14 protein-coding genes are annotated in these 14009 nt (G+C 71.6%); 13 read left to right on the top strand and 1 reads right to left on the bottom strand.

What is annotated here, in order from left to right; genetic code table 11:
- Positions 1–48: 48 nt before the first annotated feature.
- The 10 genes from BM314_RS13915 (at position 49) to BM314_RS13870 (ending at position 9801) form a co-directional block, all read left to right on the top strand.
- Positions 49–972, top strand: coding sequence for a CDP-diacylglycerol diphosphatase (locus BM314_RS13915; protein WP_091978506.1), 924 nt, complete (start codon positions 49–51; stop codon positions 970–972).
- A gap of 442 nt (positions 973–1414) precedes the next feature.
- Positions 1415–2437: an ABC transporter substrate-binding protein gene (locus BM314_RS13910; RefSeq protein WP_091978505.1), complete on the top strand. Its 1023-nt coding sequence runs from the start codon at positions 1415–1417 to the stop codon at positions 2435–2437.
- On the top strand, positions 2434–3186 hold the full coding sequence (locus BM314_RS13905; protein ID WP_091978504.1) for a succinate dehydrogenase/fumarate reductase iron-sulfur subunit: 753 nt from the start codon (positions 2434–2436) through the stop codon (positions 3184–3186). Before BM314_RS13910 ends, BM314_RS13905 begins: the two co-directional genes overlap by 4 nt.
- Complete coding sequence (locus BM314_RS13900; RefSeq protein WP_020094913.1) at positions 3183–3512, top strand: succinate dehydrogenase/fumarate reductase transmembrane subunit; 330 nt, start codon at positions 3183–3185, stop codon at positions 3510–3512. The genes BM314_RS13905 and BM314_RS13900 overlap by 4 nt, the downstream gene beginning before the upstream one ends.
- Positions 3509–3886 (top strand): succinate dehydrogenase, cytochrome b556 subunit, encoded by a 378-nt coding sequence (locus tag BM314_RS13895; RefSeq protein WP_091978503.1) that lies wholly within the window; start codon positions 3509–3511, stop codon positions 3884–3886. Before BM314_RS13900 ends, BM314_RS13895 begins: the two co-directional genes overlap by 4 nt.
- A 30-nt stretch (positions 3887–3916) precedes the next feature.
- Positions 3917–4789 carry a fumarate hydratase gene (locus BM314_RS13890; protein ID WP_091978502.1) on the top strand — a complete coding sequence of 291 codons (873 nt, stop codon included), beginning with the start codon at positions 3917–3919 and terminating at the stop codon, positions 4787–4789.
- A 10-nt stretch (positions 4790–4799) separates the two neighbouring features.
- On the top strand, positions 4800–5411 hold the full coding sequence (locus tag BM314_RS13885) for a fumarate hydratase C-terminal domain-containing protein (RefSeq protein ID WP_056530583.1): 612 nt from the start codon (positions 4800–4802) through the stop codon (positions 5409–5411).
- Complete coding sequence (locus BM314_RS13880) at positions 5408–7132, top strand: L-aspartate oxidase (protein ID WP_091978501.1); 1725 nt, start codon at positions 5408–5410, stop codon at positions 7130–7132. Before BM314_RS13885 ends, BM314_RS13880 begins: the two co-directional genes overlap by 4 nt.
- 13 nt (positions 7133–7145) lie before the next feature.
- Positions 7146–8771 (top strand): thiamine pyrophosphate-binding protein, encoded by a 1626-nt coding sequence (locus BM314_RS13875; RefSeq protein ID WP_091978500.1) that lies wholly within the window; start codon positions 7146–7148, stop codon positions 8769–8771.
- Between the two features lie 25 nt (positions 8772–8796).
- Positions 8797–9801: an ABC transporter substrate-binding protein gene (locus tag BM314_RS13870; protein WP_091978499.1), complete on the top strand. Its 1005-nt coding sequence runs from the start codon at positions 8797–8799 to the stop codon at positions 9799–9801.
- Between the two features lie 17 nt (positions 9802–9818).
- Here the strand turns inward: BM314_RS13870 and BM314_RS13865 are convergent, their stop codons facing one another.
- Entirely contained in the window at positions 9819–10565 is a 747-nt protein-coding gene (locus BM314_RS13865; protein WP_091978498.1) for a sulfite exporter TauE/SafE family protein, read from the bottom strand.
- A gap of 337 nt (positions 10566–10902) precedes the next feature.
- Between BM314_RS13865 and BM314_RS13860 the strand changes: the two genes are divergently transcribed.
- From BM314_RS13860 to BM314_RS13850, 3 genes are all read left to right on the top strand, one after another.
- Complete coding sequence (locus BM314_RS13860; protein ID WP_020094921.1) at positions 10903–11220, top strand: UxaA family hydrolase; 318 nt, start codon at positions 10903–10905, stop codon at positions 11218–11220.
- Positions 11221–11227: 7 nt separating this feature from the next.
- A complete protein-coding gene (locus tag BM314_RS13855; RefSeq protein ID WP_091978670.1) occupies positions 11228–12508 on the top strand; it encodes a UxaA family hydrolase in 1281 nt (426 codons plus the stop codon).
- 136 nt (positions 12509–12644) lie between these two features.
- A complete protein-coding gene (locus BM314_RS13850; protein WP_091978497.1) occupies positions 12645–14009 on the top strand; it encodes a cation:dicarboxylate symporter family transporter in 1365 nt (454 codons plus the stop codon).

The following is a 14009-nucleotide window of genomic DNA, read 5'->3' as shown; positions in this document are numbered from 1 at the left end:
GCGTCGGCGGCCCCGGCGCTTCGCGGCAACGGGCTACCGGGTCACGTCATGGATTTGCGCAGAGCCGCGGCCGAGCTCACCCGTCAGGTGCGTGACGCCGTCCGCGGCCGGCCGGGCACCGTGTCACCGCGCGGCTCGACGGGGCGCGCGAGGACCGGACTGTCGCGGCGATCGCTGGGCATCCTGCTCGTCCTCGCGGCGACGGCCGTCTGGCTGGCCGTCGCCCTCGTGCCCAACCTCCTCGGGAAGGGCGGAGCCCTGTGGGCGATCGTGCACGGCGCGTGCGTCCCCCACGCGTTGCGCGGACAGGGCCCCGCACCGTGCAGCCTGGTCGACCTGGAGGGCGGGGTCGAGAAGGGATACGCCATCCTCAAAGACCTTCGCGGGCGGGCGCAGTTCCTCCTGATCCCGACGGCGCGCATCACCGGCATCGAGAGCCCCGTGCTCCTCCAGCCCGGCACGACGAACTACTTCGCCAAGGCGTGGCGCGCCCGAACCTTCGTGGAGGAGCGTCTCGGCCATCCGCTCGACCGGCGCGACGTCAGTCTCGCGGTGAATTCGCGGCTGCGGCGGACCCAGGGGCAGCTGCACATCCACATCGACTGCGTCCGCCGGGATGTCCGCGACACCCTCCGCCGCCTCGCACCCACGATCGGGGATCGCTGGGCCTCTCTCGCGGAGCCGCTGGTCGGCCGCCCGTACAGGGCGATGCGCGTGCTCGGCGAGGATCTCGGCACCGCGGACCCGTTCGACCTGCTGGCGCGCGACGACGGGGCACGCTCGGCCATGGGCGAGCACGCCCTGGCTGTCGTGGGCGCCGAGTTTCCGGGCGCGAAGCCGGGCTTCGTGCTCCTGGACGGTCTGGTGACCAGCCGCTTCGGCAAGGCCTCCAACGGCGAGGTCGTGCAGGACCACACCTGCGCCGTGGCGGCGGAGCCCGCGTCGAGCGGGTTTCGGCCATTGGAAGACTGACGCGGGTGGATCCGGCTTCCGCCGCGGGTCGGGTTGCGCGGGGCCGGCCGCGGGCCGCATTCCGGCCGGCCCTCGCGTGAGCAACGTCGTGGCGGCCGGCGGCGGCGCGCCCGTGCACCTGCGCGCAAGTCTTATAAATGACCTTAAATCTGCGCCGACGCCCGCAGCGGGGCGGGTAGCCCGAGACAAGGGCCGACTCTGGCGCGTGCCATATCGACGATCATCGCGACGAGAGCGAGGGCGAGAGCCGGTCGCACTCCGCCGATCCGCCGCCGGTCCCCTCGCGCACGGGGCGCCTCGGTGCAGCCACCGGGAGCTCGGCCCTCAAGTCATATATATGACACATGAATGTTGACAGGCCTTCCCGGGGGCGTATCCTCGATCCGACGCCGACGAGGTCGCGGACTTCGCAAGATCGGCGCGCGGACAGGTGAGGAGCGCCATGACGGCACGGAGCATCATCCGGCTCGTCGGGACGGTCGCGGTCCTATGGGGGGCGCTCGGCGCCGCCCGGGCCGAGGTCTCGACCGTGCGGCTCGCCAAGCAGTTCGGGATCTCCTACCTGCCGCTCACCGTGATGGAGGAGGAGGGCCTGCTCGAGAAGCAGGCCAGGCAGCGCGGGCTCGACGTCAAGGCCGAGTGGCTGCGCTTCACCGGCGGCTCGGGGATGAACGAGGCCCTGCTCTCCGGCAACCTCGATCTCGCCTCCGGCGGCGTCGGCCCGTTCCTGACGATCTGGGGCCGGACGCAGGGCAATCTCAAGGTCAAGGGCGTGGCGGCGCTGAACGCGATGCCGCTCTGGCTGGTCACCATCAACCCGGCGGTGAAGGCGATCACGGATTTCGGCCCCCAGGACAAGATCGCCCTGCCGACCGCCAAGACCTCGATCCAGGCGATCACCCTGCAGATGGCCGCCGAGAAGGCCTTCGGGCCGGGCCAGCAGGCCAAGCTCGACCCGCTCACCGTCTCGATGGGGCACCCGGACGCGCAGACCGCCATGATGGGCGGCCGCTCCGAGATCACCGCCCATTTCGGCTCTCCGCCCTTCCAGGAGATGGAGCTGAAGGACCCGCGCGCCCGCAAGGTGCTCGACAGCTACGACGTGATGGGCGGCCCCCACACCTTCAACCTCGTCTGGGCGACCAGCCGCTTCGTCACCGAGAACCCCAAGGTCACGGCGGCCTTCCGGGCGGCGCTGGAGGAGAGCCTCGCGCTGATCCGCGACGACCCGGCCCGGGCCGCCGCCCTGTGGATCAAGGCCGAGGGGGCGAAGATCTCGCCCGAGGAGGCCGTGGCCATCATCCGCGCGCCGCAGAACGCCTGGACCACCAAGCCCGAGCGGATGCTCGCCTACCTCGCGTACATGAACCGGGCCGGGCTGGTCTCGGCCAAGGCCGACAGCGAGAGCGAGCTGTTCTTCCCCGATCCGAACGCTGCCGGCGCTCCGAAGGAGGCCAACCGGTGACGGCTCCCGTCGGCCACGCGGCCGTCGACCCGGGCGCAGGCGGGACGCTGCGGGTGCATGTCCGGCGCGGCGAGACCGTCGCGGACTACGCGGTGCCGCGCCGGGCCAACCAGACGGTGCTCGACGTCGTCACCGAGATCCAGCGCGACCAGGACCCGACCCTCGCCTACCGGTTCGCCTGCCGGGTCGGCATGTGCGGCTCCTGCGGCATGACGGTGAACGGGCGCCCGCGCTGGACCTGCCGCACCCGGGTCGCCGCCGTGGCGCCCGACGGAGAGCTTCTGCTGGAGCCCCTGCGCAACCTGCCGGTGGTGAAGGACCTCGCGGTCGACATGGAGCCCTTCTTCGAGAAGTGGCGCCGGGCCCACGGCTATTTCGAGCCGGGCGAGAACCCGCCCGAGGATTTCGCGGTCGTGGAACCGGAATCCGCCGCGCGCCGGGAGGTCGATGCCGGCATCGAGTGCATCAATTGCGGCGTCTGCTACGCCGCCTGCGATCTGGTGACGTGGAACCCCGACTATCTCGGGCCGGCGGCCCTCAACAGGGCCTGGACGCTGGTCAACGACGTGCGCGACCGCGACCGGGATCGGCTCGCCGCGGTGGCGGGCGATGCCGGCTGCCACTCCTGCCACAGCCACATGAGCTGCACCGAGCACTGTCCGAAGGGCCTGAGCCCGACCTTCTCGATCGCGGGCCTCAAGCGCGAGACCGGCAAGGCGGCGCTGCGCCGGTTCTGGAGGCGCGGATGAGCCCGCTCCTGTACCTCGCGCAGCGCGGCACCGCGGCGATCCTGGCGGTCACGGTCGCGGTCCATCTCGGCACGATCCTCTACGCGGTGCGCGGCGGGCTCACGGCCGGCGAGATCCTGGGCCGGACGCAGGGCAACCTCGCCTTCCTGCTGTTCTACGCGGTCTTCGTCCTGGCGGCCGCGATCCACGCGCCGATCGGCCTGCGCAGCGTCCTGCGCGAGTGGACCGGCTGGCGCGGCCGCTCCCTCGACGTCGCCATGATCGCCCTCTCGGCCCTGCTCGCCGGGCTGGGCCTGCGGGCGGCACTCGCGGTGTACGCGGCATGAGGACCGCCCCGGGCACGGCCGGGCGGGCCGGCATCACCCGCGCGTCCCTGCGCCGGCCCGGCTTCGCCGCCGCGCTGATCCACCGGCTCTCGGGGATCGCCCTGGCGCTGTTCCTGCCGATGCACTTCATCGCGCTCGGCACCGCGCTCCAGGGTGCCGACCGGCTGGAGAGCTTCCTCGGCCTCACCCACAACGGCCTCGTCCGCACGGCCGAATGGGGACTCGTCTGCGCGCTCGCCGTCCACATGGCGCTGGGGTTGCGCGTGCTCGCCATCGAGTGGCTGCGCTTCCGCGAGCGCAATGCCCGCGTCGTGGCGGGCTGTCTCGCGGCCGCCTTCGCGGTCGGCCTGCTGTTCCTCCTGAGCGGGGCCTGATCCCCCGACCGTCACCAGCGGAGACCCGCCATGGATCTCGACATCCGCGAATTCGAGGAGGTCTGCCGCGACCTCTACGTCCGCGCCCTGAAGATCCTGCCGCCCGACATCAAGGCGGGCTTCGCCGAGCTGCAGCGGGCCGAGACCAGCGCCACCGGCCGCGCCATCCTCGACACGATGGTGGAGAACGTCGCGGTCGCGGAGCGCACGAAGAATATCCTCTGCCAGGATACCGGCATCCCGATTTACAACGTCGTGATCGGCGCCGACGTGCGCTTCGACGGCGCCGCGCTCAAGGCCGCGATCCGGCGCGGCTGCGAGCGGGCGACCAAGGACTTCTCCCTGCGCTCCTCGGTGGTCCACCCGATCACCCGCAGGAACGAGCAGACCTCCTGCGGCATCCGCGTGCCGATCATCCACGTCGACTTCGACGACCGGCCCGAGACCGTGGCGGTGGAGATGATCCCGAAGGGCTCGGGCTCCGAGAACGGCTCGTTCCTGCAGATGCTGCTGCCCTCGGACGGGATCGGCGCGGCCAAGCGCTTCGTCATCGACCGGGTGATCGAGCTCGGCGGCCGGGTCTGCCCGCCGACCATCGTGGGCGTCGGGCTCGGCGGCACCTCCGACCTGTGCATGCACCTCGCCAAGGTGGCGGCGACCCGGCCGCTGCGCTCGGTCTGCGCCGATCCCGAAGGCGCCCGGATCGAGGCCGAGCTGTCGCGGGCGGTGAACGAACTCGGCATCGGCCCGCAGGGGCTCGGGGGCCGGTCCACGAGCTTCGCCGTCCATGTCGAGCTCGCCGCGACCCACATCACCCAGAATCCGGTCGCCGTGAACATCCAGTGCCACTCGGCCCGCCGCGCCCGCGCGACGCTCACGCCCGGCGGCATCGCGTTCGATTGAGGAGCAGACCGTGGCCCACCACGTCCTCGACATGCCGGCCACTGAGGCCGAGATCCGGGCGCTCCGGATCGGCGACACCGTCACCCTGCGGCGCTGGCTGTTCGGCATCCGCGACGCGACCCTGATCCACATGTTCGACCGGGACCGCCGCACCCGGCTCGACCTCGACGGCCACGCGGTGATCCACACGGCGCCGAACGTCCACCGCGTCCCGGTCTCCAACGAGGCGCCGGTCGGCTTCGCGCCGTTCTGCATCGGCACCACCACGTCGATGCGCATGGAGCGCTTCACCGACGCGCTGATGGAGCGCGAGGGCGTGCGCCTCATCGTCGGCAAGGGCGGCATGGGGCCGGCGACCCTCGACGCCTTCGCGCGGCGCGGCGGCGCCTACCTGGCGATCGTCGGCGGCGCGGCGGCGCTGGAGACCACCTGGATCGAGACCATCGTGGACGTCGACCTCGACGATCTCCATCCCGAGAGCCTGTGGCAGTTCGCGATCCGCGATTTCGGGCCGCTGCTGGTCGGCATGGATTCGCACGGCGGCTCGCTCTTCGCCGACGTGCAGCGCGACGTGGCCGCCCGGCGCGACGCCGTCATCGCCTCCCTCGAGGACGCCCGATGAGCCCCGAACAGGTCGAGACCGACATCCTGATCCTCGGCTCCGGCGGGGCCGGGCTGTTCGCGGCGCTCCACGCCAAGAAGGTCGCGCCGGACCTCGACGTCACCGTCGCGGTGAAGGGTCTGCTGGGGAAATGCGGCTGCACCCGCATGGTCCAGGGCGGCTACAACGTGGCGCTGGCGCCGGGCGACTCGGTCGAGCGGCACTTCATGGACACGATCGAGGGCGGCAAGTGGCTGAACGACCAGGGACTCGCCTGGACGCTCGTCACCGAGGCGCAGGTGCGGATCCGCGAGCTGGAGACCGAGCTCGGCTGCTTCTTCGACCGCAACCCGGACGGCAGCGTCCACCAGAAGGCGTTCGCCGGCCAGACCTTCGACCGGACGGTGCACAAGGGCGACCTCACCGGCATCGAGATCATCAACCGCCTGTCCGAGCAGGTCTGGCGACGGGACGTGCGCCGCCTGGAGGACCACCGCGCCCTGGAACTGATCCCGGCCCGGGACGGATCGGGGCTGGCGGGCGTGCTGATGCTCGACATGCGCACCGGCGAGCCGAAGCTGGTGCGGGCGAAGGCCGTGCTGCTCGCCACCGGCGGCGGGCCGACCATGTACAAGTACCACACGCCGTCGGGCGACAAGTCCTGCGACGGGCTCGCCATGGCTCTGCGCGCCGGGCTGCCGTTGCGCGACATGGAGATGGTGCAGTTCCACCCGACCGGGCTGCTCGCCGGCGCCGGCACCCGCATGACCGGGACGGTGCTGGAGGAGGGCCTGCGCGGGGCCGGCGGCTGGCTCCTCGATTCCACCGGCCAGCGCTTCATGGAGGCCTACGATCCGCGGGCCGAGCGCGCGACCCGGGACGTGGTCAGCCGCTCGATCATGCGGCGGCTGCGCGACGGCTTCGCCACGCCGAGCGGGGGCGTCCACATCCAGATGAGCCATCTCGGCCCCGAGGACGTGCGCCGCCGGTTCAAGGGCATGGTCGAGCGCTGCGCCGATTGCGGCTTCGACCTCGCGGGCGGGCTCGTCGAGGTCATCCCCACCGCCCACTACATGATGGGCGGCCTCCAGTTCGCGGTCGACTGCACAACGGTGCTGCCGCGCCTCTTCGCGGCCGGCGAGGATACCGGCGGCGTCCACGGGGCGAACCGGCTGGGCGGCAACGGGGTCGCGAATTCCACGGTGTTCGGGGGGCTCGCGGGCCAGTCCATGGCGCGGGCCGTGACGCGCGAGGGCCGCCTCGCCGAGCCCGATCCCGCCGCCATCGAGGCGGGCCTCGCCCGCGCCTACGGGCCGCTCGGCCGGCCGGCGGAGTCGCTGCCGGAGATCCGCGAGGCGCTCTACGAGACGATGTGGGCCGATGTCGGCATCCTGCGGGACGCGGCCGGGCTGACCCGGGCGCTCGCCACCCTCGACGGGCTCTCCGACGCGGTCGCCCGGGCCGGCGCGCCGGACGGCGACCGCCGCTACGCGCTGACCTGGATGGACCGGCTGAACCTCGAGAACCTCGTCTTGGTCTCGCAGGCGGTCGCCCGGGCGGCGCTCGCCCGCACCGACAGCCGCGGCGCCCATTTCCGCGAGGATTTCCCGGAGGCCTCGGATCTCGCGACCTCGCACTTCACCGTGGTGCGCCAGCGCGGCGGGGCGCTCGACCTCGCGATGGAGCCGGTGCACTTCACGCATGTGCGGCCCGGCGGCTCGCTCCTCGACGCCGCCGCCTGAGGAGAGCCCGTCCATGCAGACCCTGCGCGGCGCCGACATCGTGGCCCGGACCCTGGAGGCGCTCGGCGTCACCCGGATCTTCACCCTGTCGGGCAACCACATCATGCCGGTCTTCGACGCCCTGCTGGAGACCGGGATCAGCCTCGTCCACACCCGCCAGGAGGCGGCCTGCGTCCACATGGCCGACGCCTGGGGCCGGCTGACCGGCGAGGTCGGCGTCGCCCTGGTGACCGGTGGGCAGGGCCACACCAACGGCGCGGCGGCGCTCACCACGGCGCTCGCGGCCGAGTCGCCCGTGCTGCTGCTCTCCGGCCATGCGGGCCTGTCGGAGCTCGGGCGCGGCGCCTTCCAGGAACTGGCCCAGGCCGACATCGCCCGGCCGATAACCAAGGCCGCCTGGACCGCCGGGTCGGTCGCCGCCCTCGGGCCGGACCTCGCCCGGGCCTTCCGGATCGCCCGGGAGGGGCGGCCCGGCCCGGTCCATCTCAGCCTGCCGGTCGACCTGCTGGAGGCGGCCGTCCCCGCCGCCTCGGTGCGGATCCCGGACCGCGCAGCGGCCGCCATCCGGGCCGCCGAGCCGGCGCCGGATCTCGTGGCCGACCTCCTCGCCGCCCTCGCGGGGGCGGAACGGCCGCTGATCGCCTGCGGCCCGGCGCTGTGCGACGCCTCCGGCCGGGCTGCCATGGCAACGCTGGAAGAAACTCTCGGCCTGCCGGTCGTCGGCATGGAGAGCCCGCGCGGGATCAACGATCCGGCGCTCGGCGCCTTCGCGGAGATCCTGGCGCGGACCGACCTCCTCGTGCTCCTCGGCAAGCCGCTCGACTTCACCCTGCGCTTCGGCGCGGCCCCTGCCCTCGCGCCCGACTGCCGCTTCGCCCTCGTCGATCCCGATCCGGCGCTGCTGGCCCGCGCGCCGGCCGACCGCCTCGCGGTCTCGGGGCTCGCCGATCCGCGGCCGGTGCTGGCGGCGCTGACCGCGCGCGCCACCGCCCTCCCCCGCCGGGAGGCCTGGCACCGGGAGGCGCGGGCCGCCCTCGCCTACCGGCCGCCCGCCTGGGCGGATTTCCACGGGACGGGTCAGCGCCTGCACCCGGTGGAGCTGTGCCGGGCGGTCGACGCCTTCCTGGAACGCCACCCCGACGGCACGCTGATCTGCGACGGCGGCGAGATCGGGCAATGGCCGCAGGCCCTGGCCCGCGGCGGGCGCCGGCTGATCAACGGCGTCTCGGGCACGATCGGCGCGTCGATCCCCTTCGCGATCGCCGCCGCACTGGAGCGGCCCGGCGCCCCGGTGGTCGCGGTGCTGGGCGACGGCACCTTCGGCTTCCACATGGCCGAGTTCGACACCGCCGTGCGCTATCGGATCCCGTTCATCGCGGTCGTCGGCAACGACGCGCGCTGGAACGCCGAGCACCAGATCCAGCTGCGCAGCTACGGCCCCGATCGGACGCGCCACTGCGACCTGCTCCCGACCCGCTACGACACGGTCGTCCAGGCCCTCGGCGGCTTCGGGGCGCTGGTGACCGAGGCGGCCGAACTTCCGGCGGCGCTGGAGGCGGCCCAGGCCAGCGGCCTGCCGGCCTGCATCAACGTGATGATCGAGAGCGTGGCGGCGCCGGTGATCCGCCGCCCTGGCTGAGGAACACCGCTTAGGAGGGGGGATCATGCGCAGACGCGACGTTCTGGCCGGGGCCGCGGCGTTCCTGGCGAGTCCCGTCCCGGGGCGGGCCGACGAGGTCGGCGCGGTGGCGATCGCCCGCCAGCCGAGCCTCGGCCACCTGCCGCTGATGCTGATGGAGGAGCAGGGCCTGCTCCAGAAGGCCGCGGCCGCCCGCGGCGTGGCGGGGCTCCAGGTGCGCTACCTCACCCTCGCGGGCGGGGCCGCGATGAACGACGCCCTGCTCTCCGGGACGATCCAGTTCGCGGCCGGCGGCGTGCCGCCCCTCGTGCTGCTCTGGTCGAAGACCGAGGGCACCGCCATGGCGGTGAAGGGCGTGGCGGCGATGAACAGCATGCCGCTCCTGATGAACACCAGCAATCCGAAGGTGCACCGGCTCGCCGACTTCACCGACCGGGACAAGATCGCGCTCCCCGCCGTGAAGGTCTCGGTCCAGGCGATGTTCCTGCAGATGGCCGCCGAGAAGGAGCTCGGCGCAGGCCGCCGCAACGACCTCGACCGGCTCACCGTCACCCTCTCCCATCCCGACGGCATGGCGGCGCTCCTCGGGGGCAGCGAGGTGACGGCCCACTTCACCGCCGCGCCGATCCAGGAGCTGGAGCTGCGCCGGCCCGGCATCCGCACGGTGCTGAACAGCTTCGACGTGCTGGGCGAACCCTCGACCTTCAACGTCGTCTGGGCGTCCTCGGCCTTCGCGGGCGCCAATCCCCGTGTCGTCGCGGCCTTCGGCGCCGCCCTCGACGACGCGCTCGCCGCGATCACGGCCGATCCGTCGGAGGCGGCGCGCGCCTACGTGCGGCTCGCCCGCGACGGGAGCGATGTCGGGCTGATCACCGAGATCCTGAAGGACCCGCAGGTCTCCTTCACGGCGACGCCCCGGGCGGTCGGAAAGGTCGCCGACTTCATGGCCCGCACCGGCACGATCCGCCGCCGGCCGGAGAGCTGGAAGGACCTGTTCTTCGCGGGCGTCCACGACAAGGCGGGCAGCTGACGCCCCACCGGCCGCGCTCAGTTCTGCAGCAGGCCGGGCAGCGCCAGGGCCGTCGTGGTCAGGCCGATCGCGGCGAGCAGCGCGAGGACGAGCGTGCGGAAGCGGCGCTGGTCGATCCGGGCGAACAGCGAGAGCCCGGCGAGCACGCTCACCAGCACCACCGGCAGCGCCAGGGCGAGGTCGCCGACGAGTTCGGGCGGCAGCGGATCGAGATAGAGGAGGATCGTCAGGGCCCAGACCTGCATCACCAGGGTGAAGGACTGGTAGACCGCCCGCTGGGTGCGCGGATCCCAGCCGCGCACGAGGCTCCAGGCCGTCGGCAGGGCTCCGGACAGGCCCGCGATGCCCCCCAGCACGCCGCCGAGGAAGCCGATCGCGCCGTCGCTCCAGCGATTGCCGAAGCCGACCCGGTAATCGGCGCGCAGCAGGGCGACGCCGCCGCTGTAGAGGACCAGGAAGGCGCCGATCGCGACCTTGATGAAGCGCGGATCGAGATCGTGCAGCAGGTGGATGCCGATCGGCGCGCCGACGAGGCCCGGCAGGATCATCGCGAAGGCGGTGCCCCGCGGCGGCCAGGTCCGCAGGCGCAGGATCGAGATCACCTGCGAGAGGATGCTGCAGACGAGCACCAGGGCGGTCGCCTCAACGGGCGTGCGGATCGACAGCAGCGTGCCGGAGGCGATCAGCGCGAAGGCGAAGCCCGTCAGGCCCGAGATCACGCCGGCGCAGCCGACGCAGATGACGAGGAGGAGCGTCTCGTTCACCGGGGGCGCCCGGCCCGGCCGATGCCATCCGCGCGCACACCCGCCATTCTCGTCCTCCCGGCCCGCGTCCCGCCGGGGCGGGCTCTGTTTCCATGTATCTTATATAAGACTTGTTCGACTGAGCAAGGCACATACCTCTGCGGCGCGACAGGGTTGGCCCTCCGGATCCGGCCCGCGACCTCCCTTCGTCACAGAGGAGGATGGGGCGCTCGGTGCCGTCCCCGAACCAGTGAAATCATCCGCACCCCTCAATCACCCGTTGACGCCGGAGACCTCATTGGTCTTATATAAGACCAGTCGCCGCCGAGAAGCCGACGACGCAGATCAGGAGGACCGCATGAGCAGCCACGCCGCGTCCGGCGCGGGGCGCCGCAAGCCGCATCTTCTCGCCCATTCCCCCCAGGACAACGTCGCCGTCGCGGTGATCGAGGGCCTGAGCGCGAGCACCGACGCCTTCGGGGTGGTCACCGAGAACGACAGCACCTTCGAGGTCCATGTCCGCCACGACATCCCGATCGGCCACAAGGTCGCGCTCACCGACCTGAAGGCCGGCGACACGGCCATCAAGTACGGCCAGGACATCGGCAAGGTCATCAAGGACGTCGCCAAGGGCGAGCACGTCCACGTCCACAACGTCAAGACGAAGCGCTGGTGAGGTGACGATGTTCAAGGAAGCCGCTCAGCTCGAACACGAGATCGCCACCCCCTTCGTCGGCGGTGCGCCCGATCAGTTCGCCACCAAGGCGCTCGCGACCGGGCGCGCCTCGGAGAACTACACCTCCGCCACCTTCATGGGCTGGCGCCGGGAGAACGGCCGGGTCGGCGTGCGCAACCACGTCGTGCTCCTGCCGCTGGACGATCTGTCCAACGCCGCCTGCGAGGCGGTGGCCAACAACGTGAAGGGCACGATGGCGCTGCCCCACGCCTACGGCCGGCTCCAGTTCGGCGAGGATCTGGACCTCCACTTCCGCACCCTGATCGGCATCGGCTCGAACCCGAACGTCGCCGCCGTCGTGGTGATCGGCATCGAGGACCAGTGGACCAACCGCGTGGTCGAGGGCATCGCCAGGACCGGCAAGCCGGTCGTCGGCTTCGGCATCGAGGGCCACGGCGACATCGCGATCGTCGCCAGGGCGAGCTACCAGGCCAAGCGCTTCGTGCAGTGGGCCACCGAGCTCCAGCGCGAGGAATGCCCGATCGCCGACCTCTGGGTCTCGACCAAGTGCGGCGAGTCCGACACCACCACCGGCCTCGCCTCCTGCCCCACCGTCGGCAACATGTACGACAAGCTGATCCCGCACGGGATCTACGGGGTGTTCGGCGAGACCTCGGAGATCACCGGCGCGGAGCACCTCTGTCGCGAGCGGGCGATCAGCCCGGAAGTCTCCGACAAGTGGTACACGATGTGGAAGGCCTACCAGGACGACGTGATCGAGGCCCACAAGACCGACGATCTCTCGGACTCGCAGCCGACCAAGGGCAACATCGCGGGCGGCCTCACCACGATCGAGGAGAAGGCGCTCGGCAACCTCGAGAAGATCGGCCACGAGTGCCGGTTCATCGACGCGCTGCAGCCCGCGGAGGCGCCCGCCAAGGGGCCCGGCCTGTACTTCATGGACACGTCCTCGGCGGCGGCCGAGTGCGTCACCCTGATGGCGGCGGCCGGCTACGTGGTGCACACCTTCCCGACCGGCCAGGGCAACGTCATCGGCAACCCGATCGTCCCGGTGATCAAGATCACCGGCAATCCCCGGACCGTGCGGACCATGGGCGAGCATATCGACGTCGACGTCTCGGGTGTGCTCACCCGTGAGATGACGATCCCGCAGGCCGGCGACGCGCTCATCGACATGGTGGTGCGCACCGCCAACGGCCGGCTCACGGCGGCCGAGTCCCTCGGCCACCGGGAATTCGTGATGACGAAGCTCTACCGCAGCGCCTGACGCACAAGTCCCGCGCCCGCGGACCGCGATCCGGTCCGCGGGCGCGGCCCCGACGCCACGGGGTCAGGACCACGCCGGAGCGCACGACCGCGGGGGAAACCGCGGCGGCCTCCGTCCCGTCATTCTGGAGGAACGCATGAGGCTGCTTCGGTCGATCTACGGCCAGGTCCTGCTCGGCATCGCGCTGGGCATCGCGGTCGGGGTGGTGGCCCCCGATTTCGCCGTGGGCTGCAAGATCCTCGGCGACATGTTCATCAACCTGATCAAGATGATCGTCGCCCCCGTCATCTTCTGCACCGTCGTGGTCGGCATCGCGCATGTCGGCGACATGAAGAGCGTCGGCCGGATGGGCCTGAAGACCATCCTGTACTTCGAGGTCGCCACGACGGTGGCGCTCGCCGCGGGCCTCCTGTTCGTCAACCTGCTGCGGCCGGGCGACGGCGTGAACGCCACGGTCGACAGCCTCGACGCCAAGCTGGTCGCCGGCATCGCCGGCAAGGCCCACGCGCAGTCGCCGATGGAGATTTTCGCCAACATCATCCCGCACAGCGCGGTCGACGCCTTCGCCAAGGGCGACCTGATCCAGGTGATGTTCTTCTCAGTGCTGGTCGGCATGGGTCTGGCGATGCTCGGCCGGCGCGGCGAGTTCCCGCTCAAGGTGGTCCACGCCTTCGGCGACGTGCTGATGAAGGTCGTCGGCCTGATCATGCACTTCGCGCCGATCGGCGCATTCGGGGCGATGGCGTTCACCATCGGCAAGTTCGGGCTCGGCATCCTCGCCCAGTACGGGATGCTGATCGTCTCCCTCTACCTGACCTTCATCGTGTTCATCGTGGTCTTCCTCGGCGGCGTGATGCGCTTCTACGTCGGCCTGAGCCTGTGGAAGCTGTTCCGCTACAGCCGGGAGGAGCTGTTCATCCTGCTCGGCACCACGAGCTCGGAATCGGTGCTGCCGCGGATCATGGCCAAGCTCAACGGGCTCGGCGTCGACAAGAGCGTGACCGGCCTCGTGATGCCGGCCGGCCTGTCCTTCAACATGGACGGCTCGTGCATCTACCTGACCATGGCGATCGGCTTCATCGCCCAGGCCCTCAACGTGCCGCTGACCTGGGAGCAGGAGCTCGGCATCCTCGCCATCGCGCTGGTGACCTCGAAGGGCGTGGCGGGCGTGGCCGGCGCCATCCTGTTCGTGCTCGCCGCGACGCTCCAGGCCTCGCAGCTCCTGCCGGTGGCGGGCATCGCCCTGATCATCGGGGTGGACCGCATCCTGAACGAGCTGCGCTGCGTGACCAACGCGGTCGGCAACATGGTGGCGACCCTCGTGATCGCCCGCTGGGAGGGCAAGATCGACCTCGCCCACGCCCGGGCGGTGCTCGACGGCCGCATCACCCCGAACCTCGACCTCCTCGACGACGAGGACGAGGCGGCGGACGCGATCCCCGCCCGCGAGCCGGCGGCGGCCTTGCGCCGCCCCCTCCCCGCTGCCGTGCCGGCGACCTGA

This window comes from Methylobacterium sp. 13MFTsu3.1M2 (assembly GCF_900112625.1).
GTDB lineage: Bacteria > Pseudomonadota > Alphaproteobacteria > Rhizobiales > Beijerinckiaceae > Methylobacterium.
The sequence above is the reverse complement of the archived record's forward strand: the minus strand, read 5'-3'. Positions and strand labels throughout refer to the sequence as shown.

What these genes read in the sequence shown, in the direction of transcription:
- BM314_RS13915 (WP_091978506.1), top strand. Translation starts at nt 49, where the DNA reads ATGGATTTGCGCAGAGCCGCGGCCGAGCTCACCCGTCAGGTGCGTGAC.
- BM314_RS13910 (WP_091978505.1), top strand. Translation starts at nt 1,415, where the DNA reads ATGACGGCACGGAGCATCATCCGGCTCGTCGGGACGGTCGCGGTCCTA.
- BM314_RS13900 (WP_020094913.1), top strand. Translation starts at nt 3,183, where the DNA reads ATGAGCCCGCTCCTGTACCTCGCGCAGCGCGGCACCGCGGCGATCCTG.
- BM314_RS13895 (WP_091978503.1), top strand. Translation starts at nt 3,509, where the DNA reads ATGAGGACCGCCCCGGGCACGGCCGGGCGGGCCGGCATCACCCGCGCG.
- BM314_RS13890 (WP_091978502.1), top strand. Translation starts at nt 3,917, where the DNA reads ATGGATCTCGACATCCGCGAATTCGAGGAGGTCTGCCGCGACCTCTAC.
- BM314_RS13880 (WP_091978501.1), top strand. Translation starts at nt 5,408, where the DNA reads ATGAGCCCCGAACAGGTCGAGACCGACATCCTGATCCTCGGCTCCGGC.
- BM314_RS13875 (WP_091978500.1), top strand. Translation starts at nt 7,146, where the DNA reads ATGCAGACCCTGCGCGGCGCCGACATCGTGGCCCGGACCCTGGAGGCG.
- BM314_RS13870 (WP_091978499.1), top strand. Translation starts at nt 8,797, where the DNA reads ATGCGCAGACGCGACGTTCTGGCCGGGGCCGCGGCGTTCCTGGCGAGT.
- BM314_RS13860 (WP_020094921.1), top strand. Translation starts at nt 10,903, where the DNA reads ATGAGCAGCCACGCCGCGTCCGGCGCGGGGCGCCGCAAGCCGCATCTT.
- BM314_RS13855 (WP_091978670.1), top strand. Translation starts at nt 11,228, where the DNA reads ATGTTCAAGGAAGCCGCTCAGCTCGAACACGAGATCGCCACCCCCTTC.
- BM314_RS13850 (WP_091978497.1), top strand. Translation starts at nt 12,645, where the DNA reads ATGAGGCTGCTTCGGTCGATCTACGGCCAGGTCCTGCTCGGCATCGCG.